The sequence below is a fragment of the Streptomyces sp. NPDC052052 genome (genome assembly GCF_040680455.1).
Classification (GTDB): domain Bacteria; phylum Actinomycetota; class Actinomycetes; order Streptomycetales; family Streptomycetaceae; genus Streptomyces.
The window spans coordinates 103,208-121,540 of sequence record NZ_JBFAWU010000018.1; the positions used below are offsets into that span (position 1 = coordinate 103,208).

Annotated in this window: 17 protein-coding genes and 2 pseudogenes; 7 read left to right on the forward strand and 12 right to left on the reverse strand. The window is 70.5% G+C overall.

The annotated features are described in order from the left end of the window. Positions 1-223 precede the first annotated feature (223 nt). The 3 genes and pseudogenes from AB0L71_RS22165 to AB0L71_RS22175 form a co-directional block, all read right to left on the reverse strand. Positions 224-976 (reverse strand): annotated as a pseudogene (locus tag AB0L71_RS22165) (cellulose binding domain-containing protein); the annotation flags it as partial. Positions 977-1,000: 24 nt separating this feature from the next. Then, a pseudogene (locus tag AB0L71_RS22170) lies at positions 1,001-1,780 on the reverse strand (hypothetical protein); the annotation flags it as partial. A gap of 11 nt (positions 1,781-1,791) precedes the next feature. Further along, the gene (locus tag AB0L71_RS22175; protein ID WP_365245733.1) at positions 1,792-4,536 is read right to left on the reverse strand and encodes a glycoside hydrolase family 48 protein; all 2,745 of its coding nucleotides are present in this window, start codon (positions 4,534-4,536) and stop codon (positions 1,792-1,794) included. 699 nt (positions 4,537-5,235) lie between these two features. On the opposite strand from AB0L71_RS22175, the gene AB0L71_RS22180 reads away from it, so the two are divergent. After that, positions 5,236-5,640: an SSI family serine proteinase inhibitor gene (locus AB0L71_RS22180; protein WP_365245572.1), complete on the forward strand. Its 405-nt coding sequence runs from the start codon at positions 5,236-5,238 to the stop codon at positions 5,638-5,640. A gap of 47 nt (positions 5,641-5,687) precedes the next feature. Here AB0L71_RS22180 and AB0L71_RS22185 read toward each other — a convergent pair whose 3' ends face one another. From AB0L71_RS22185 to AB0L71_RS22205, 5 genes are all read right to left on the reverse strand, one after another. Continuing rightward, entirely contained in the window at positions 5,688-5,846 is a 159-nt protein-coding gene (locus tag AB0L71_RS22185; protein WP_365245575.1) for a hypothetical protein, read from the reverse strand. Positions 5,847-5,912: 66 nt separating this feature from the next. Further along, positions 5,913-6,863 (reverse strand): cytochrome c oxidase assembly protein, encoded by a 951-nt coding sequence (locus AB0L71_RS22190; RefSeq protein ID WP_365245578.1) that lies wholly within the window; start codon positions 6,861-6,863, stop codon positions 5,913-5,915. A gap of 111 nt (positions 6,864-6,974) precedes the next feature. Continuing rightward, the gene (locus AB0L71_RS22195) at positions 6,975-8,003 is read right to left on the reverse strand and encodes a 6-phosphofructokinase (protein ID WP_365245581.1); all 1,029 of its coding nucleotides are present in this window, start codon (positions 8,001-8,003) and stop codon (positions 6,975-6,977) included. Positions 8,004-8,146: 143 nt separating this feature from the next. Beyond that, entirely contained in the window at positions 8,147-8,875 is a 729-nt protein-coding gene (locus AB0L71_RS22200; protein ID WP_365245584.1) for a glutamine amidotransferase, read from the reverse strand. Between the two features lie 34 nt (positions 8,876-8,909). Further along, complete coding sequence (locus tag AB0L71_RS22205) at positions 8,910-10,148, reverse strand: MurT ligase domain-containing protein (RefSeq protein ID WP_365245587.1); 1,239 nt, start codon at positions 10,146-10,148, stop codon at positions 8,910-8,912. Positions 10,149-10,262: 114 nt separating this feature from the next. On the opposite strand from AB0L71_RS22205, the gene def reads away from it, so the two are divergent. Continuing rightward, positions 10,263-10,808, forward strand: coding sequence for a peptide deformylase (def, locus tag AB0L71_RS22210; RefSeq protein WP_365245590.1), 546 nt, complete (start codon positions 10,263-10,265; stop codon positions 10,806-10,808). Positions 10,809-10,820: 12 nt separating this feature from the next. Here def and AB0L71_RS22215 read toward each other — a convergent pair whose 3' ends face one another. Further along, on the reverse strand, positions 10,821-11,471 hold the full coding sequence (locus AB0L71_RS22215; protein ID WP_365245593.1) for a TetR family transcriptional regulator: 651 nt from the start codon (positions 11,469-11,471) through the stop codon (positions 10,821-10,823). Positions 11,472-11,645: 174 nt separating this feature from the next. Between AB0L71_RS22215 and AB0L71_RS22220 the strand changes: the two genes are divergently transcribed. After that, positions 11,646-12,872, forward strand: a complete 1,227-nt coding sequence (locus tag AB0L71_RS22220; RefSeq protein WP_365245595.1) for an acyl-CoA dehydrogenase family protein — start codon at positions 11,646-11,648, stop codon at positions 12,870-12,872. 118 nt (positions 12,873-12,990) lie between these two features. Here the strand turns inward: AB0L71_RS22220 and AB0L71_RS22225 are convergent, their stop codons facing one another. Further along, entirely contained in the window at positions 12,991-13,479 is a 489-nt protein-coding gene (locus AB0L71_RS22225; protein ID WP_365245597.1) for a glutathione peroxidase, read from the reverse strand. 532 nt (positions 13,480-14,011) lie between these two features. Between AB0L71_RS22225 and AB0L71_RS22230 the strand changes: the two genes are divergently transcribed. Then, positions 14,012-14,449 (forward strand): hypothetical protein, encoded by a 438-nt coding sequence (locus tag AB0L71_RS22230; RefSeq protein ID WP_365245600.1) that lies wholly within the window; start codon positions 14,012-14,014, stop codon positions 14,447-14,449. Positions 14,450-14,462: 13 nt separating this feature from the next. Here AB0L71_RS22230 and AB0L71_RS22235 read toward each other — a convergent pair whose 3' ends face one another. Then, on the reverse strand, positions 14,463-15,833 hold the full coding sequence (locus AB0L71_RS22235) for a chloride channel protein (protein ID WP_365245736.1): 1,371 nt from the start codon (positions 15,831-15,833) through the stop codon (positions 14,463-14,465). Between the two features lie 418 nt (positions 15,834-16,251). On the opposite strand from AB0L71_RS22235, the gene AB0L71_RS22240 reads away from it, so the two are divergent. The 3 genes from AB0L71_RS22240 (at position 16,252) to AB0L71_RS22250 (ending at position 17,412) form a co-directional block, all read left to right on the forward strand. Next, on the forward strand, positions 16,252-16,698 hold the full coding sequence (locus AB0L71_RS22240) for a DUF6325 family protein (protein ID WP_365245603.1): 447 nt from the start codon (positions 16,252-16,254) through the stop codon (positions 16,696-16,698). A gap of 86 nt (positions 16,699-16,784) precedes the next feature. Next, the gene (locus AB0L71_RS22245; protein WP_365245606.1) at positions 16,785-17,090 is read left to right on the forward strand and encodes an SHOCT domain-containing protein; all 306 of its coding nucleotides are present in this window, start codon (positions 16,785-16,787) and stop codon (positions 17,088-17,090) included. Positions 17,091-17,214: 124 nt separating this feature from the next. After that, positions 17,215-17,412: a DUF6011 domain-containing protein gene (locus AB0L71_RS22250; protein ID WP_365245739.1), complete on the forward strand. Its 198-nt coding sequence runs from the start codon at positions 17,215-17,217 to the stop codon at positions 17,410-17,412. A gap of 12 nt (positions 17,413-17,424) precedes the next feature. On the opposite strand, the gene AB0L71_RS22255 is transcribed toward AB0L71_RS22250, so the two are convergent. Then, positions 17,425-18,297 carry an acyl-CoA thioesterase II gene (locus AB0L71_RS22255; protein WP_365245608.1) on the reverse strand — a complete coding sequence of 291 codons (873 nt, stop codon included), beginning with the start codon at positions 18,295-18,297 and terminating at the stop codon, positions 17,425-17,427. Positions 18,298-18,333 lie beyond the last annotated feature (36 nt).

Genomic DNA, 18,333 nt, shown 5'->3' on the forward strand with positions numbered 1-18,333 from the left:
GCCCCGCACCGGATCACCGCGGATGTGCACGGTGATCCGGTGGCCTGCGGTGCGCCGGTGAAGGAGGTGCGATGGGTTCGGCCGTGGTGCGCGGTTCCGGCGGAGACCGTGGTCGGTCGACCGCTCGGGCGAACCGGGCCGGTGATGGCCCGATGGCGGGTCCAGCGGGGTTTGACGACCCGCCATCGGGAGCTGGAGGGCGGCCGGTCGACGACCGCCGCGGTCAGGGCGCGGTGCCCTGGACGAGCGTGCCGTCGATGTACACGGCCACCTTCGACGTGTCGGCGAAGGCCGTGTTGGTGCCGCGGCTGTAGTCGTCGGTCTCGTCGAAGTTGGACCAGTCGGTCTTGTTCAGCCGGAGCTGGATCTCCCCGGTGGAGGCTCCCGCAGCCAGGGTGCCGCTGCTGAAACCGACCTCCAGACAGTGGTCGGCGCCCGCGCCGGTGGACGTCTGTACGCGATGGGTGACGGTGCCGCAGCCGACGACGGCGTAGTCGCACGCGGTGCTGTAGGTGGTGGCCCCGGACTCGCCGCTGAACCAGTAGCGGACGGTGACCCTGCTCAGATCCACCGCGGTGCTCCCGGTGTTGACCAGTTGCAGTCCGGGCCTGATCTGGTTGTCGGCCGGCGCGGAGTCGTTGTTCTTGTACTGCGCCTTCAGTACCCCGGTCGTGCCGCCGCCGCCCTCCTGGGTGGTCGCGGTGACGGCGTCCGAGGCCGGTGAACTGTTGCCGGCCGCGTCGTGGGCCCGCACGGTGTAGCTGTACGAGGACGAGGCGGAGAGCCCGGTGTCGGTGAAGGAGGTCGAGGCCGTGCTGCCCACCTTCACCCCGTCGCGGTGGATGTCGTATCCGGTGACACCCGTGTCGTCCGTCGACGGAGCCCAGGACAGCGAGGCGGTGCTGCTGGTCGTCGAGGTGACAGTGACGTCCGTCGGTACCGAGGGGGCCTGGGTGTCGCCCGTGCTGCCGCCTTCCGTGCTCGCCTCGAAGGTGAACCCGTCCATCCCGAGCCCCTGGCCGCCCTGCCAGATCTCGAACCCGGCCTCCGCGTCGATCAGATAGTGCGCCGGGTCGATGGAACCGCGGGCCACACCGTCGTCGATCAGGCCCTTCACATTGAAGTCGGTCAGCTCGGTGGCGCCGTTCTGAAGGACGTACGAGATCACCTTCCAGCCCGAGGCGCCGGGTCCCGTCCAGACGTCCCAGGTCCGGCCGTCGAGCTGCACCGTGGCGGTGCGCGAACCGATCGGCTGCACGCCGCCGCGGTGGTTCATCCAGATCATCAACTCGGTACCGTCCGGCTGGTCGTCCGTGACCGGAGTGGAGTTGAACCAGATGTCCATCGCGACGTTGTACGCGCCGGAATCGACCTGGGTGGTCGACCAGTCGGTGCGCACGCTGCCCAACTCGTCGACACGCAGGGGCAGTCCGCTGTCCGTGGTGCACGCACCCCAGTGGCATCCCTTGTAACTGGAGGGGTATGTGGCCGGGGCGCCGCTCGTGGAGAGCGAGAACGAGGACTCGGTGAGGCTCCAGGCCCCCGTCGCCGGATCGATCTCGGCACACTGCCGGGCATCGGAGTTCCACTCGTTCTGCTGGTACAGGTACGCGCCTCCCCGCAACTCGGTGGTACCCCACTGGGTGCAGTCGGTGACCGTGGCCGCCGACGCGGGCGAGGCGCCCGAGAACATCGATGCCGCGGCCAGCAGCAGCGACGCCACCGCTCCGGCGAGCACCGGCACCCGGCGCCCGGTGCGACCGGCGGGAACGGCTGTCATACCCCGGCTTCTCACGGCTCGACCCCCCAGGCCAGGGCGGAGCCGATGTACGCCGCGATCTTCGAGGCGTCGGCGTACGCGGTGTTGGTGGCGCGGCTGTAGTCGTCGGTCTCGTCGAAGTTGGACCAGTCCGTCTTGTTCAGGCGGAGCTGGATCTCGCCCGTGGAGGCCCCCGCGGCCAGCGTGCCCGCGCCCGCGGCGAATCCGACCTCCAGGTAGTGATCGGCACCCGTCTTCGAGGCCGTGGCGGTCACCACCGTGTGGGTGACGGTGGAGGATCCGAGGGCCGCGTAGTCGCAGTAGGTGCTGAAGGTGCTCGCGCCGCCGTCGGATCCGAACCAGTACCGGACCTTGACCGTGGAGAGGTCCACCGGCGCGCTGCTCGTGTTCAGGAGCTGCAGTCCCAGCCGGATCTGGTTGTCGGTGGCCGAGGAGTCGTTGTTCTTGTACTGGACCTTCACCGCGCCGCTGCCGCTGCCGCCCGACTTCGTGGTCGCGGACACGGCGCCGGAGAGCGGCGAGGTGTTGCCGCTCGCATCGCGTGCGGCCACCGCGTAGCTGTACTCGGTGGCAGCGGCGAGGCCCTGATCGGTGAACGTCAGCGCCGTCGCGCTCCCCGCCAGTGCCCCGTTGCGGTAGACGTCGTAGCCCGTCACCGCGACGTCGTCGGTGGCCGCCGACCAGGAGAGCGACACACTGCTGCTCGTCGTGGCGGTCACGGTGAGGCCGGCGGGTGCGGTGGGAGCCTCGGTGTCCCCGCCGCCGCCCCCCTCCACCAGGAGTTCCGCGTAGATGGCGAAGGCCAGGGCGAGTGCCGCCTGCGCCCAGAAGCGGTGGTAGGTGAAGGTGGGCGCGGCGCCGCCGTCCAGATAGGCCTGCACCTTCGGCCAGTCCGGGTCGTCGCGGTACCAGCTGCGGATGCCGAGGAAACTGGCGCCCGGCTCGATCGTGTCGCCGTTCGGCATCGTGCCCGACCACCCCGACGGGACGTACACCTCGTCGTCGAAGCGGTTGTAGTCGGTCCTGGTCTCGGGCACCGCGATGCCCTTGGCGTCGGCATTCAGCGCCATCGCGTCGAGGAGCGCCTTGGCCAGTGCGGCCGCCGCCTGGTCGCCCGACTTCGCCGCGTAGTAGGTGAGCGTCTTGACGTAGGCGGCGCCCACGCCGACGTCGTTGGAGTAGTCGACGACCGATACGTGCAGCCCGGAGTTGGATCCGGGGGAGGCCGGGTTCCAGGTGTCCGGCCGGCCCGTCCAGTTCAGCGTGGAGGGGAAGCGGTAGCTTCCGTCCGTTCCGACCGTGGTCTCGCCCAAGGCCCAGGTGACCCACTTGTCCAGCAGGGCCCCGGCGGTCGCGTTGCCGGTGACGTAGTAGTACGCGGCCACCCGCTCCATGCCCCACACCTGGAAGCCGAACCAGTTGTTGCTCGGCGGGTCGTGGTAGACCGGCTGCCAGTCGTAGGCCATGCCGTAGAAGGTGGGGGTGCCGGCCGGAGGCGTTCCGTACTGCCCTTCCCAGCTGTTGGTGCACCCGCCGGCGAACGCCCCCTCGCTGGACTGCAGCCAGGTCAGGAACTCCAGTTGCCGGGTCAGGCTCTTCGCCCAGTCCGTCCTCGCGGTGGCCGACTTGGGGGTGAGCACCGGAACATTGGCCAGCGCCCAGGCGGAGAGCGGGTTCTGGTACCCCTGGTGGGAGGCGCCGTCACCGATGCGCCAGGCCCAGCCGCCGCCGCTGCCCGCGGCGCCGCCCCAGGCGTAGTACCAGGACAGCAGGTAGTGCTGGGAGTCCCGGCCGGAACCGGCCGGGCAGGAGCCGGGATCGGTGCAGTCGCCGATGCGCTTGAAGTACTTGTCGAACATGGCGTAGCGCAGGTAGTCGCCCATCTTGGCGGCCTTCGCCACCGAGTCGGCCACCTCGCTCTCCTTGCCCTGGGCCGAGGCCCAGCGGTAGGCCCAGTAGGCGGCCTGGACCGCGCGGGCGTCCGCGTCCGGGGCGTTGGTGTACTTCCACTGCTTGGAGTAGCTCTGGTCGCCGACGAACAGATCGAGGTAGCCGTTGGGGCCGCCGTAAGTGAAGAGGTCGGTGGTCGGCTGCGGGATGGTCTCCCACACCGACTCCTGCGAGCCGCGCTGGTAGGAGTTGATGAACGAAGGGCCGGCGCCCGGGCCGGACTCGCCGCCGGTGCCGGGCTTGTTGCCGTACCCGTAGGTGTTGTCGAGATCCATCAGCCAGTGCATGCCGTACACGTCCATCGTGCCGTAGGACGCGGCCAGTTCCGTGGCGAGCGGGTCCGAGCCGACGGCGACGGACTTGTCCAGGGCCGAGGGGTAGTTGTCGGGCAGCGGCCACTCCGGGGCGTAGGTGGCGGGGGCCGAGGGGCTGTAGGAGTCGTTGGCCGGCTGATCGGCGTGCTGCGGAATGATCGTCTTCTCCGCGACCACCCAGGCCTCGTTGAACGGGGCCCAGTCGCCGGTCACCCGCCCGTACGCCGCCTCCAGCCACATCCAGAAACTGACCGCCTCCGACGTGGTCTCGTGACCGTGGTCCGGTGCCTCGACCATCAGGGTCTCGACCGAGTGGTACGGCAGGCCCTCCGGGCTGAAGTAACCGTTGGCCGCCGCCTTGATCTTGCCGTACTGGGTGAGGAACGCCTGGGTGTAGGGATCGTCGGCCGCCGAGCTCCGGGCATTGTCGCGGGTCGCCGCGGCGGCCGGAGCGGGGACTGCGGCGCCCTGGGCCAGGCCCAGGGCGAGCACACTGCCACCCAGCGCACTACTGAACGTTCTACGGGATATCGACACAAATCCTCCATGGCGGGGTGTCGTGGGGGAGCGGGTGGAGGGAGGTGGGGAGCTGTGGTGCGATGTCGTGGAACGGGTTCGGGCGGCAAGCGGGAACCGATGCCCCGGGCGCGTGCTCTGCTCGGGGTGCTCGGTGGTCTGTGTGTGCAACTCTTGATTGTGGGAGCGCTCCCAAGGTGGCGTGATGATGCGCACCTGTCAATACTCAGATCACAACTGCTTTACGTCTTCGTTAACTTGGCCGCCTCTTGCGCAGCCCGCATGGATGGCAAAACTGCTGGTGGATCCATCTGTGCCCGGCCTCCCGCCGCGTGCCGTGTCCGCGGGGGAACCCGCGTGCGGCACCGGGTGACGAGTCAACCCTTCACAGGGTGAATGGCGCAGATGAGCGTGAACGGCTCGGATGTTCCGGTGCATGCCGGCCCCCGCCCGTGCGGTGCGACAACCGTCCCGGGGTGGGGATCGGATCGGACGGCCTGCGGGTACTCCGGCCGGACCCAGCCCCGCCTCCGGCGGGCGGGGCCCGCGGCGCGGCTCCTTGCCCGGCAGGGGCCTGCCGGATCAGCTGAGGGGGTTCCCGGCCGCGGGCCGCCCCGGGCGTCCGAGGCCCCCACCCGGGACCGCCCGGATCCGCCGGCCCCCAGGAGTCATCCGATGCGTCCGTGTGCGGCCCTCGCCGCCGTAGCCCTGTCCTGTCTCGTCGGCCTCGCCACCGCGGCCCCCGACGCGGCCGCCCGGACCATGGGAACGGTGCCGGACCGGCGGCTCCGCCTCACCGTCTCGGGCAGCGAGGCCACCTGGATCCGAGGCGTCGAACTGCTCTGCCCGCCCACTGCGGACGTCCACCATCCGCAGGCGGTGGCCGCGTGCGCGGCGGTCGACGAGGCGGCGGGCGATCTCGACGGGCTGCTCGGCGACCCGCACCCGTGCGCCGAGGGCTTCGACCCGGTGACGGTCACCGCCACCGGGACCTGGGACGGGGTGCGCGTCGAATGGCGCAAAACATTCCCCAGCGCCTGCACGATGGACGCGGTCACCGGACCGCTCTTCCGCTTCTGATGCGGCTCGTCCGGCGGGCGACCGCGGGCCATCCGGCCGGCCGGCTCTCAGGACTCGCGCGTCGCGATCATTCCCAGGGCGATCAGGCCGAGTACCACCCAGCCGAACCAGAGCCAGCCGCTGCTCCCCAGAGCGACCGTGTAGGCCGTGACCGCCACCAGGGTCACCACGGTGATGACGACCATGGTCTTCGTGGATCCGGACATGCCCGCACCCTCCTCGTCGGCCGCACGGCCGTGGAGGCCATCGTCACCCCGGAGGCATGTCCGCCGCTACCGTCCGCGCGCCTGCAACGAGGCGAGATAGGCGTTGTACGCCTGCAGCTCCTGGTCCCCGTCCCGGTCGGCCGCCCGGTCGAGGCGCTTCGCCGTCCGCTGCTCGGAGCGATACCACTGGAAGACCAGCGCGATCAGCACCAGCACCGAGGGGATCTCGCTGAAGGCCCAGGCGAAGCCACCCGCCCAGCTCTGGTCACTGAGCGCGTCGATGCCGAGCGAGGCCGGCGGATTCTGGTACGTCTCCACCATCGGCGTGGACGCCATCATCAGCGCGATGCCGAAGAACGCGTGGAACGGCATCCCGGCGAACAGCTCCAGCATCCGCATCACATAGCCGGGCCGGTGCGGCCCCGGGTCGACGCCCATGATCGGCCAGAAGAACACCAGGCCGACCGCGAGGAAGTGCACCATCATCGCGATATGGCCGATCTTCGAACCCATCAGGAAGTCGAAGAGCGGCGTGAAGTACAGCGCATACAGGCTCGCGATGAAGATCGGAATCGTGAAGGCCGGATGCGTGATGACCCTCATGTACCGGCTGTGCAGCAGCATCAGCAGCAGTTCTCGCGGACCGGTGCGGCCACGTCCGGCGACCGGGAGCGCGCGCAGCGCCAGTGTCACCGGAGCGCCCAGCAGCAGGAGGATCGGGGACAGCATGCTGATCACCATGTGCTGCACCATGTGTGCGCTGAACATGACCATGCCGTAGTCGTTGAGCTTCGTGCACATCACGAGGGCGATGGACAGCACACCGACGACGAAGAAGATGATCCGGCCGACCGGCCAGCTGTCCCCCCGTCTGCGCAGCCGCAGCGCGGCGTACCCGTACAGGCCGAGGGCGAGCACAGAGCCGATGAGGAAGAACGGGTCCGCGGAGAACTGGAGCCCGCGTCCCAGCGTGAACGGCGGCAGATCCATGTTCATGCCGTGCCCGCTGTGATCCATCTGTTCACTCCCGCTGGGGACGTCCCCGATTCGTGCCGGTTGTCCCGACCAGAGTAGGACTGCCCCCGGCCGCAGCTGCGGCCGGGGGCAGTCCATCGACAGGAGTGTTGCTCAGAGCACGCACTGCGCCTCGGCGTACCGCTCGGCCGGGACCGTCTTCAGGGTCTCCACGGCCTCGGCCAGCGGCACCATCACGATGTCCGTGCCGCGCAGCGCCGTCAACATGCCGAATTCACCGCGGTGCGCGGCCTCCACCGCATGCCAGCCGAAGCGGGTGGCGAGTACCCGGTCGTACGCGGTCGGGGTGCCGCCGCGCTGCACATGGCCGAGGATCACCGGACGCGCCTCCTTGCCGAGGCGCTGCTCCAGTTCTACGGAGAGCTGCGTGGCCACCCCGGTGAACCGCTCGTGCCCGTAGATGTCCTTGGTGCCCTGCGCGAACTCCATGGAGGAGCCCTGGCGCGGCTTGGCGCCCTCGGCGACGACGACGATCGCGAACTTCTTGCCGGCCGAGAAACGCTGGCCGACCACCTCGGTCAGCTCGTCGATGTCGAAGGGGCGCTCCGGCACCACGATGGCGTGCGCACCGGCCGCCATGCCCGAGTGCAGGGCGATCCAGCCGGTGTGGCGGCCCATGACCTCGACGATCAGTACCCGCTGGTGCGATTCGGCGGTGGTCTTCAGCCGGTCCAGGGCCTCGGTGGCGACGCCGACGGCGGTGTCGAAACCGAAGGTCACATCGGTGGAGGCGATGTCGTTGTCGATCGTCTTCGGAACACCGACGATCGGCAGGCCCGCCTCGGAGAGCAGGCTCGCCGCCTTGAGGGTGCCCTCGCCGCCGATCGGGATGATCACGTCGAGACCGAGATCGGCGACATGGCGCCTGGCCTGTTCGACACCGCCCCGCAGATGGGCCGGCTGGACCCGGGAGGAGCCGAGGATCGTACCGCCGCGGGCGAGGATCCCGCCCACCGCGTCGAGGTCGAGCTTGCGGTAGTCGCACTCCAGGAGACCCTTCCACCCGTCGTGGAAGCCGATGACCTCGTCGCCGTGGTCGACCACTGCGCGGTGCACGACGGAACGGATGACGGCGTTGAGGCCGGGGCAGTCGCCGCCGGAGGTGAGTACACCAATTCGCATTGCCCGGGAAACCTTTGCAACGTGGGCCGACGACCGGACCACGTCGTCCGGTTGGATCCCCGCCACCCTACCGGCGCAGGGTGGCGGGACCGAACCGGGCGTCCGCCTGCTGGACGCTGCTCAGTTGAGCAAAAACTGCCTCATCAGGCGGGCTGTGTCGCCGAGGCGATGCGCTCGGCGCGCAGCGCCTCGTACCAGCGGTCGTCCGTCGGGGGCAGGGCGTTGACATCGAGCGCCAGCTTCAGCAGCAGATCCGCGATCAGCGGGTTGCGCGCCATCACGGGGCCGTGCATGTACGTACCGAAGACGGTGTCGTTGTACGCCCCCTCGGTGCCGTCGCCGGTGCCGTTCCCCCGGCCGAGCTGGACCCGGGCGAACGGCCGTGCCGTCGGGCCGAGATGAGTGATGCCCTGGTGGTTCTCGAAACCGGTCAGCGGCGGCAGGCCGAGCCGCGGATCGATGTCGGCCAGTACGTCACCGACGCACCGCGCACCCTCTCCGCGGGTGGAGACCACGTCGAGCAGCCCGAGACCGGGCTCGCGCTCACCGAGGTCGTTGATGAACTCGTGGCCGAGGATCTGGTAACCGGCACAGACCGAGAAGATGATCGCGCCGTTGGACGCGGCCCGGCTGAGCCCGCCGTCGCGGCGCAGCCGCTCCGCGGCGAGACGCTGCGGCCGGTCCTCCCCGCCGCCGATCAGATAGATGTCGCCGGACGTCGGGACCGGCTGGTCGCTGCGGACGTCGACGCGCTGCACGTCGAGACCGCGCTGGCGGGCCCTGCGCTCCACCACGAGCGCGTTGCCCTGGTCGCCGTAGGTGCTGAGGAGGTCGGGGTAGACCCAGACCAGACGCAGACCGTTGTTGCTCATGCTTCGTCCTCTCCGGAGGTGGCCGGGGCCGGGGTCAGTTGCCGACACGACGGCGCAGATCCTGGAAGGCGGTGTAGTTGGCGATGACCTCGATCCGTCCGGGCGGCGCCTGCCGCACGGCCTCGTCGAGGTTCTCGCAGACACGGAAGTCGAGACCGGCCACTTCCAGCCGGACCGCCAGGTCCAGCTTGCGGTCGCCGAGCACGAAGATCGGGTGGCCGGCGAGCTGGGTGTAGTCCACGTCCCACAGCCACGAGGTGTCCGTACCGTCCGCGCCACGGGCGTTGACGGACAGGATCACCGGAGTGGGCGGCGGGTCGATCAGGGAGAAGGTCTCCAGCCAGCCCGCGGGGTTCTTGGCCAGCAGCAGCCGCAGCTCACGGCCGAGGAAGGACACCACGTCGTAGCGGCCCGCGACGGCCTGCACCTGGTACATGCGCTCCAGTGCGACCTGCGGGGGCACACCGAACACGGCGGCCACGGCGGCGGAACTGGTGGCGTTGGCCTTGTTGGCGCGGCCCGGCAGCTGGAGGTGGATCGGCCACGCGGAGCCGTGCGGGTCCAGGACGTAGTCGCCGTGCAGCACCCAGCTGGGGGCGGGGCGGCGGAATCCGCACTCGCCGCAGAACCAGTCGTCGCCGGGACGCTGCATCACGCCGCCGCAGGACGGGCAGGACCAGGCGTCGTCCTTCCACGCCTGGCCGGCCGCGACCCACACGACATTGGGGGAGGAAGACGCCGCCCAGACGATCAGAGGATCGTCCGCGTTCGCCACGATCACGGCCTTCGAGCCGGACAGTCCCTCGCGCCACTTCTCCGCGAGCATCCGGGTCTCCGCGGCGCGGTCCAGCTGGTCGCGGGAGAGGTTGAGCAGCGCGATCACCTTGGGTGTGGTGTCGCGGGCCACACCGGCGAGGTACTTCTCGTCGACCTCTATGACGCCGTACTTCGCGTCCGTGCCGCCCGCCAGTGCCGAGGTGATGCCTGCCGGCATGTTCGCGCCGAGTGCGTTCGACACGACCGGGCCCGCGGCCCGCAGCGCCTCGGCGATCAGCCGGGTCGTCGTCGTCTTGCCGTTCGTCGCCGACACGAGGACCACGTCCAGGTGCTGCGCCAGCCGCCCCAGCAGGTCGGGGTCGAGCTTGAGCGCCACCCGGCCGCCGATCACCGATCCGCTGCCGCGCCCCGCGGCGCGCGACACCGCCGCCGCGGCCTTGCCCGCCGTCACGGCCAGCTTGGCCCGTGGCGACAGCGGCTCCGTGTTGCCTGCCATCGTCCTAGATCCTCCTTGCATCGGTCCGCGCCCAGCCTATCGATGTCCGGTGCGACTACCGCACTGCGGCACCGCAGGGAAGGCGCAGGTCGGGTGGAACGTACGATGGCGGCCATGCGAAACCGCCCGATCCCCGGAAGTTCCGGACTGATTCGTGCCATGAACATGTTCGGTGATTCGGTGCTGCACGGCGCCTGCCGCCCCGTCACGGATTTCGGCCCCTCGCTCGCGCGCCTGGTCGAGGACATGTTCGCCACCATGTACGCGGCCCAGGGAGTCGGTCTCGCGGCCAATCAGGTCGGTGTCCCGCTGCGGGTGTTCGTCTACGACTGCCCGGACGACGACGACGTCCGTCACCTCGGGCACGTCGTCAACCCGAAGCTGGTCGAGGCGGACGGCGTCAGCGTGCGGGGTCCGGAGGGCTGCCTCTCGCTGCCCGGCATCGAGGCCGGCACCCCGCGTTTCGACCGCGCTGTGGTCGAGGGCGTGACCGTGGAGGGTGAGCCGGTGCGGGTCGCCGGTACCGGCTTCTTCGCGCGGTGCCTCCAGCACGAGTGCGACCATCTCGAAGGCATGGTCTACACGGACCGGCTGACCGGGCTGCGGCGGGCGAGGGCGCTGCGCGCGGCCCGCCGGGCCCCCTGGGGCTCCGGCGGCTGACCGCGTGCTCCCTCAGAATCCGGGGCCGCCGGGCCGGTCGTCGGCGGCGGCGAGCCTGCCCCACAGCAGATCCGCGAGGCTGTGCACCAACTGCTCACGGGAGCAGGGGCGTTCACCCAGCCACCAGTCACCCGCCGCATGCATCATGCCCACGATGCCGTGGCCCCAGATGCGGGCCGTGGCCTCGCTGTCCGGGCCCAGGTCCACCCGTTCGGCGATCACCAGGGCGAGTTCCTCGCCGAGTCGGCGCAGCAGGGGCGCGGAGTGCCGTCCGACATCGAAGCCCTGTTCGGTCGTGGGGGCCGGGTCGTCGGACGGGTGCATCAGGAAGCGGTAGACCTGGGGGCGTGCCTCGATCGCGGCGAGGTAGGTGTCGAGTGTGGACTCCACACGCCGACGGCGCTCGGCGGGCGCGTCCAGCGCCGCCCGCAGGGCGATGAGCAGGGCGTCGGTGTGGCGCTTGGCGAGGGCGCGGTAGAGGCCGCCCTTGTCGCCGAAGTGCCGGTACAGGATGGGCTTGGTGATCCCGGCCTCCGCCGCGATGGCGTTCATCGACGCACCCGGGCCGTCCCTGAGCACCACGCGGTCGGCGGCCTCGAGCAGCTCCCGGCGGCGGCTCTCGGTCGCCGTCCGCTGGCGCTCGGCCTGTCGTGTGGTCTCCATGTCGTCTCTCTCCGCCCCTGACCGTGCCCTTGCGTCCTGCCTGGCGCAACGTAACACCCGGTGCGGGTGGCCGCGGATCGGCATCCGGGCGGTTGACAGAGGCTACTTGCCGGTAACAGACTGCGGTTACCGCAAGTAACCAGTGGTGTCTTCAAGGCAGTAGGTGGAGGGAACATGGCAGAGTTCACGCTCGAACTCAACGATGACCAGAAGCAGGTCCGTGACTGGCTTCACGGTTTCGCCGCGGATGTCATCCGCCCGGCGGCTTCCGAGTGGGACGAGCGTGAGGAAACGCCCTGGCCCGTCATCCAGGAGGCGGCCAAGGTCGGCATCTACTCCCTCGACTTCTACGCCCAGCAGTTCTTCGACCCGACGGGCCTCGGCATCCCGATGGCGATGGAGGAGCTCTTCTGGGGGGACGCGGGCATAGCCCTGTCGATCGTCGGTACGGGGCTGGCGGCCGTGGGGGTCCTTGCCAACGGCACCGAGGAGCAGATCGGTACCTGGATCCCGCAGATGTACGGCGACCCCGACGACGTGAAGGTCGCCGCCTTCTGCTCCTCCGAGCCCGACGCGGGCTCCGACGTCGCCTCGATGCGTACCCGTGCCGTGTACGACCAGGCCAAGGACGAGTGGGTGCTGAACGGCACCAAGACCTGGGCCACCAACGGCGGCATCGCCAACGTCCACGTCGTCGTCGCCGTGGTCGACCCCGAGCTCGGCTCCAAGGGGCACGCCTCGTTCATCGTGCCGCCGAACACCCCGGGCCTCTCCCAGGGACAGAAGTTCAAGAAGCACGGCATCCGTGCCTCGCACACCGCCGAGGTCGTCCTGGAGGACGTCCGGGTCCCCGGCCACTGCCTGCTCGGCGGAAAGGACAAGCTCGACCAGCGCCTGGCACGGGCCCGTGAGCGGGCCGCGTCCGGTGGCGAGCGGGTGAAGAACGCGGCGATGGCCACCTTCGAGGCGTCCCGTCCCGCGGTCGGCGCCATGGCCGTCGGCACCGCCCGCGCGGCGTACGAGGTCGCGCTGGACTATGCCAGGACCCGCACCCAGTTCGGCCGGCCGATCATCGACAACCAGGGCGTCGCCTTCCAGCTCGCCGACATGCGTACACAGATCGACGCGGCCCGGCTGCTGGTCTGGCGCGCCTCCTGGATGGCGACCACCGGCAAGGCGTTCACCTCGGCGGAGGGTTCCATGTCCAAGCTCTTCGCGAGCGAGACCGCGAAGAAGGTCACCGCCCAGGCCGTTCAGATCCTCGGGGGCAACGGCTTCACGCGTGAGTACCCGGTGGAGCGGATGCACCGGGACGCGGCGATCTACACGATCTTCGAGGGAACGAGCGAGATCCAGCGCCTGGTGATCGCCCGCACCCTCTCGGGCATGCAGATCCGCTAGGGCGTTTCCGCGGGGCCGGGCCGAGCACCGGGCACGCCCGGGCTGTGCGTACCCGGCATCGGATGGACCGTACGACGGGGCCGTCCGAAGGGCGCGGCCGGCCCCGTCGTGGAGCCGGTCAGCCGGGCAGCTGGGCCTCGATGGCCGCAATGAGCTCCGGGGCCTCCGGCTCGGTGCCCGGACGCAGCCGCGCGACCGGCTCACCCGCGGGCGAGATCAGGAACTTCTCGAAGTTCCACTGGACGTCGCCGGCCTCGCCGGCCTCGTCCGCGACTCCGGTCAGCCGGGCATACAGCGGGTGGCGGCTCTCGCCGTTCACCTCGGTCTTCTCCAGCAGCGGGAACGTCACGCCGTATGTCGTCGAGCAGAAGGTCTCGATCTCCTCCGCACTGCCCGGCTCCTGGCCCGCGAACTGGTTGCACGGCACGCCGAGCACAGTGAAGCCGCGGTCCGCGTATTCCTTCTGGAGCCGTTCCAGACCCGCGTACTGCGGGGTCAGCCCGCACTGCGACGCGACGTTCACCAACAGGACCGCCCTGCCTCGGTAGTCGGCCAGGGAGGTGGGCTCCCCGGCGAGGGTGCGCAGCGGGATGTCGTACAGCGTCATGAGGTTCTCCTTGGGAGGGGGACTTCCACAGCCATTGTCACGTCCGCGAGTTGACCGGAGCGTCCCCGTTCCGACCGGACGGCCTCCCGGTGGTGACGGAGCGTCGGTTTCAGGACATCGGTGGGGTGCAGGCGCAGTCCGGGATCGACCCGCACGGGGTCCGGCCCGTCGAACGGCAGAGCTGCTCGGCGGGACCGCCGCTCCCGGTGTCCGGTACCAGCAGCCCGACCCCGCGGTGGCGGACCGCTTGCCGGTGCCCGACCGGGACCCTGGGTACGCACGGATGTGCGGACCATCAACTTGGCCACTTCCGCACGGTGACCCGTGCCCGGTGGCGGAGCCCGGGCCGGATGAGCGGGTCCGCACGGTGTGCCGGAACTCCGCGTGCGGCCCGGTCCGTGGCGGCGAGACCGGGCGGACGGCCGGACCTGGTCGTTCTGCCGCACGGACCTCGGCATGCCACGCTGGTCCAGGGAGGTCCGGCGGGCCCGCTCGGGTCCACCGGGTTGCTCAACTGGATCAGGAGGTCGGCATGGCACATGCGACCAGTGGGCCGAGCGCGGAGCGTGACACCACCCCGAGCTCGCGGCATCCCTTCCGGTACGGCTGGATCGCCTTCGCGGCGGTCCTGATGATCTTCGGCGGAGCGATGGCGATCTTCGAAGGGATCGCCGCGATCGCCAAGGGTGACGTGTTCGTTGCGACGCGCAATTACCTCTTCCAGTTCAGCCTCACCGGCTGGGGCTGGATCCACCTCATCCTGGGCATCGTCATCGTCCTCGCCGGCTGTGCGCTGTTCACCGGGGCCGTATGGGCCCGTGTGATCGGCATCCTGCTCGCCGGACTGGGTGCACTGGCCCACTTCCTGTGGCTGCCCTTCTATCCGTTCTGGTCCCTCGTGCTCATCGCCATCAACATCTTCATCATGTGGGCGCTGTGCACGAGTCCGACGGAGGGGGAGAAGGTCTGAGGGGGCCTGTCCGTCACCCCTGGTCCGGTCGCGAGCCGGCACCCGACGCCCCGTCGGGTGCCGGAGGCGCGGCCGCGGGCGACGGAGCGAGCCGGAGCGTGAGCACGTAGGAGACCACGACCGAGACGATCACCAGCGGCATGACGGTGAGACCCTCGGACCCCAACAGCAGGGTGGCCAGCAGCACCGAGGTCATCGGAAGCTTCAGAATCGCCACACACATGGCACCGACGCCCATCGCGAAGCCCGCTGTCAGGCCCACCCCCGGCAGATGGGAGAGTGCGATCCCGCCCGCCGCGCCCACGAACATCGCGGGAAATACGGGGCCGCCCCGGAAACTGCTCAGGGACGCGCCGTAGGCCAGTGCCTTGCACAGGGCGAGCAACAGGAGCGCGGCGACCGAGTAGCCCGCGCTGCCGGAGAGCAGCGGGCCGAGCGCGCTCTGCCCGGAGTACAGCACCCCGGCGGCATCCCGGCCCGTGACCTGCGCGTACCCGAACGCCACCAGCCCGACGGCCACCCCGATGACGAGGGTGGCCGTCACCGTCCGCCGCTCGACCCGGTCCCGGAGGAACAGGGCGAGCCGCTGAACACCCGTACCGGCGAGGGCCGCCGCGAGCCCCAGCACGATCGCCCAGCCGAACTGCGCGAGGTCCGGTTGTTCGGCGCGGGGCACATCGTGCAGGGCCAGTGAGTACGTGCCCAGACCGGTCCAGGAGCCGAGACCTGTGAAGATGAGGGCCCCGACCCCGGCGGCGAGCAGGCCCGGCAGCAGCACCACTCCCAGCGTCATGCCGGCCAGCCCCGAGGCCTCCATCAGGAGAAAAGCACCCAGGAGCGGTGACCCCAGCAGGGCGCTGATGGCGGCGAAACTGCCCGCCGCGCCCACCATGGCACTCGCCTTGGCGCTGATGCCGGGCTTGACCAGCCGCACCGCGCACACCGCCAGACCACCACCGAGCGCGATGAGCGGCGCCTCCGGACCGAGCACCGCCCCGAGGCCCAGCGAGATGATTGCCGCGCAAACGATGCCGGGCAGCTCCGATGCCGCGGGCGCCCCCGTGTTCATATGACCGTCGGCGGGCCGGTGGCCGCCCTTCCCGGGGAGGTGGCGGACGGTCAGCCCGACCAGCAGTCCGGCCACCGCGAGCAACGGCACCGGCCACCAGGAGGGCGTTCCGGTGAAGCCCAGCGCCCTGGGCAGCTCGTCGTACGTCAGCGACTGGAGTGCGTGGACGAGGGCGAGGAAGCCGAACGCCAGCGCCGAGACCGGGATCCCGAGAATCGCCGCCACCAGGAGCAGCATGGCGTAGGAGCGGGTGCGGATCAGTGCGAGGGGGTCCGGTGACGCCGCGGTCGGTGCTGCGGCGGGCCTGGCCGGCATGATCGTTGTCTCCTCGGCGTCGGAACCCATGGGGAACACGCTGTGCCGCACGCGTCCACAAGGAGTTAGCACAGAGTGCGGAAACGGCCTCGACGCACCCGCGGTGTACCGGTGGTGATCTCTCTACGGCCATTCGCTTGGACCAGTGCGGCAGCCGGGGGAGGTGTCCCGGTGCGGGCTGGGCCGGTCCCGCACCGAAAAGCCGAAGAGAGAGGGCCTCGCCCGGTTGTGCCACGGCGTGGGCCCTCGCTGCTCTCCCGCGGGGCCGCCGGAGCGACCGCAGTCCGCCCCATGGCGCAAGAGGGTCCCGGTCCTCCCACGTCCGGGACCGAGATGCGTCGCGAGCCACCCGCTGATGCAATGGCCGAAGCCGTGGGCTCCGGCGGAACCGGGGCGGTCGAGATGCTGAGGAGCTGACGTGAGCGGCGAGAAGGACGAGATGGGACCGATCGACTACCTGGTGGTCGAATTCCCGGCGGGAAGCCGGATGACGGGAGAGGGACTGCCGCTGCTGGTCGACCTGGTCGACCGGGGCATCATCCGGATCCTGGACCTGATGTTCATCAGGAAGAACCAGGACGGCACGGTCCAGGGGGTGGAACTCTCCGAGCTCGTCGAGGACGGCGCAGAGACCCTGACCGTGTTCGAAGGGGCATCCTCGGGTCTGTTCGGCCAGGAGGACGTCGACGAGGCCGGCGCGGTCCTCGAACCCGGCAGCGCCGCCGGAATCCTCCTCTACGAGAACGTGTGGGCGGGACCGTTCGCGGCGGCGCTGCGCCGCTCCGGGGGCCGGCTCGTCGCCAACGGGCGTATCCCGATCCAGGAGGTTCTGGCCAGGCTCGACGCGGCCGACTCCAGGGTCTGAGCCGTCCTCGACCCCTCGGGCCGGGCGGCCCCGCGGAGCCTCGCCCGGGCCGGCTGTCCCGCAGAGCCAGTCAAAGGAGATGCACCATGCCAGGCCTTCTTCGCGGCGTCGCCCGTACAGCGGTGATCGCCGGAACCGCCACCTCGGTCTCCAACCGGGTCTCCCGGCGGCAGGCGGGCCGCTGGGCGCGGCAGGACGCCGTGCAGTCGCAGTCGCAGCAACCGCGGGCGACGGCCCAGGCCCGGACCACCCCCGAGCCGCTCCGACTCACCCAGGAGGACGAGATGAGCCAGAAGATCGCCCAGTTGAAGGAGCTCGGTGACCTCAGGAGCCAAGGGCTGCTCAGCGACAGCGAGTTCGCGGCGCAGAAGGCCAGGATCCTCGCCCCCTGAACCGGGAGGCGCGCACGTGCCGCCGGCCCCGCGTCCGGCCGTGGGATGCGGAGCGGACGGGCGGCTTGAGAGGATCGGGTCCGTGGACTCAACCGAACCCAACCCCGGCCCCGGCAACGCGCTCCTGCCCGAGGACGGCCCGGCCGGACGCACCGCCCGCCGACGACTGGTGCGCTGCCGCCTGTGCGGCCGCCCGCTCACCGGTACGGAGTCCCGCCGCACCGGCCTCGGCCCCGCCTGCGACGCCAAACTGCACCCGGCGCCGCCGGACATCCGCACCCGCCGCCACGAGGTCGAGCAGGACCCCCTCCCCGGCATCTGAGCCGGGACACGGCTACTGACCCAGGCGGCGGAACAGCCCCTCCTGGACCACGGACACCAGCAGATTCCCCGCGCGGTCGTAGATCCGGCCGCGCGCCAGTCCCCGTCCGCCCGTCGCGATCGGCGACTCCTGGTCGTAGAGGAACCACTCGTCCGCCCGGAACGGCCGGTGGAACCACATCGCGTGGTCCAGCGACGCCATGTCGAATCCGCGCGGACCCCACAGCGGTTCCACCGGGATGCGGACCGCGTCGAGCAGCGTCATGTCACTGGCGTACGTCAGGGCGCACGTGTGCACCAGCGGGTCGTCGCCCAGCGGGCCGACCGCCCGCATCCAGACCGCGCTGCGCGGCTCCGCGCCCTTGGCCTCCTCCTGCGTCCAGCGCAGCCGGTCCACGTACCGGATGTCGAAGGGCTGGCGACGGGCCATGCGCTCCAGCGCCTCCGGGAGCACCCCGAGGTGCTCGCGCACCTCGTCGGCGACGGTCGGCAGCTCCTCGGGGTCGGGAACCTCACGGGCCGGCGGCAGCTGGTGCTCGAAGCCCGCCTCCTCCGGCCGGTGGAAGGACGCCGTCAGACTGAAGATGGTCCGGCCCTGCTGGACGGCCGTGACCCTCCGGGTGGTGAACGACCGGCCGTCGCGGATGCGCTCGACGTCGTAGACGATCGGCACACCCGGGCGCCCCGGACGCAGGAAGTAGGCGTGCAGCGAATGGACCGGCCGTTCCCCGTCGGTGGTGCGGCCGGCAGCCACGAGGGCCTGCCCGGCGACCTGCCCGCCGAAGACCCGCTGAAGGGACTCGTGGGGGCTGCGCCCACGGAAGATGTTGACCTCGATCCGCTCCAGGTCGAGCAGGTCGACCAGGCGCTCGGCGGGATTCGTCATACGGTTCGTCTCCACTCTCGCAATGGCGCCGCCGCC

Excerpts from the sequence above, each read along its gene's own strand:
- AB0L71_RS22235 (WP_365245736.1), bottom strand. The coding sequence starts at position 15,833 with ATGCCGGCCAGGCCCGCCGCAGCACCGACCGCGGCGTCACCGGACCCC.
- AB0L71_RS22255 (WP_365245608.1), bottom strand. The coding sequence starts at position 18,297 with ATGACGAATCCCGCCGAGCGCCTGGTCGACCTGCTCGACCTGGAGCGG.
- AB0L71_RS22245 (WP_365245606.1), top strand. The coding sequence starts at position 16,785 with ATGCCAGGCCTTCTTCGCGGCGTCGCCCGTACAGCGGTGATCGCCGGA.
- AB0L71_RS22220 (WP_365245595.1), top strand. The coding sequence starts at position 11,646 with ATGGCAGAGTTCACGCTCGAACTCAACGATGACCAGAAGCAGGTCCGT.
- AB0L71_RS22225 (WP_365245597.1), bottom strand. The coding sequence starts at position 13,479 with ATGACGCTGTACGACATCCCGCTGCGCACCCTCGCCGGGGAGCCCACC.
- AB0L71_RS22180 (WP_365245572.1), top strand. The coding sequence starts at position 5,236 with ATGCGTCCGTGTGCGGCCCTCGCCGCCGTAGCCCTGTCCTGTCTCGTC.
- def (WP_365245590.1), top strand. The coding sequence starts at position 10,263 with ATGCGAAACCGCCCGATCCCCGGAAGTTCCGGACTGATTCGTGCCATG.
- AB0L71_RS22200 (WP_365245584.1), bottom strand. The coding sequence starts at position 8,875 with ATGAGCAACAACGGTCTGCGTCTGGTCTGGGTCTACCCCGACCTCCTC.
- AB0L71_RS22185 (WP_365245575.1), bottom strand. The coding sequence starts at position 5,846 with ATGTCCGGATCCACGAAGACCATGGTCGTCATCACCGTGGTGACCCTG.
- AB0L71_RS22190 (WP_365245578.1), bottom strand. The coding sequence starts at position 6,863 with ATGGATCACAGCGGGCACGGCATGAACATGGATCTGCCGCCGTTCACG.
- AB0L71_RS22195 (WP_365245581.1), bottom strand. The coding sequence starts at position 8,003 with ATGCGAATTGGTGTACTCACCTCCGGCGGCGACTGCCCCGGCCTCAAC.
- AB0L71_RS22215 (WP_365245593.1), bottom strand. The coding sequence starts at position 11,471 with ATGGAGACCACACGACAGGCCGAGCGCCAGCGGACGGCGACCGAGAGC.
- AB0L71_RS22230 (WP_365245600.1), top strand. The coding sequence starts at position 14,012 with ATGGCACATGCGACCAGTGGGCCGAGCGCGGAGCGTGACACCACCCCG.
- AB0L71_RS22205 (WP_365245587.1), bottom strand. The coding sequence starts at position 10,148 with ATGGCAGGCAACACGGAGCCGCTGTCGCCACGGGCCAAGCTGGCCGTG.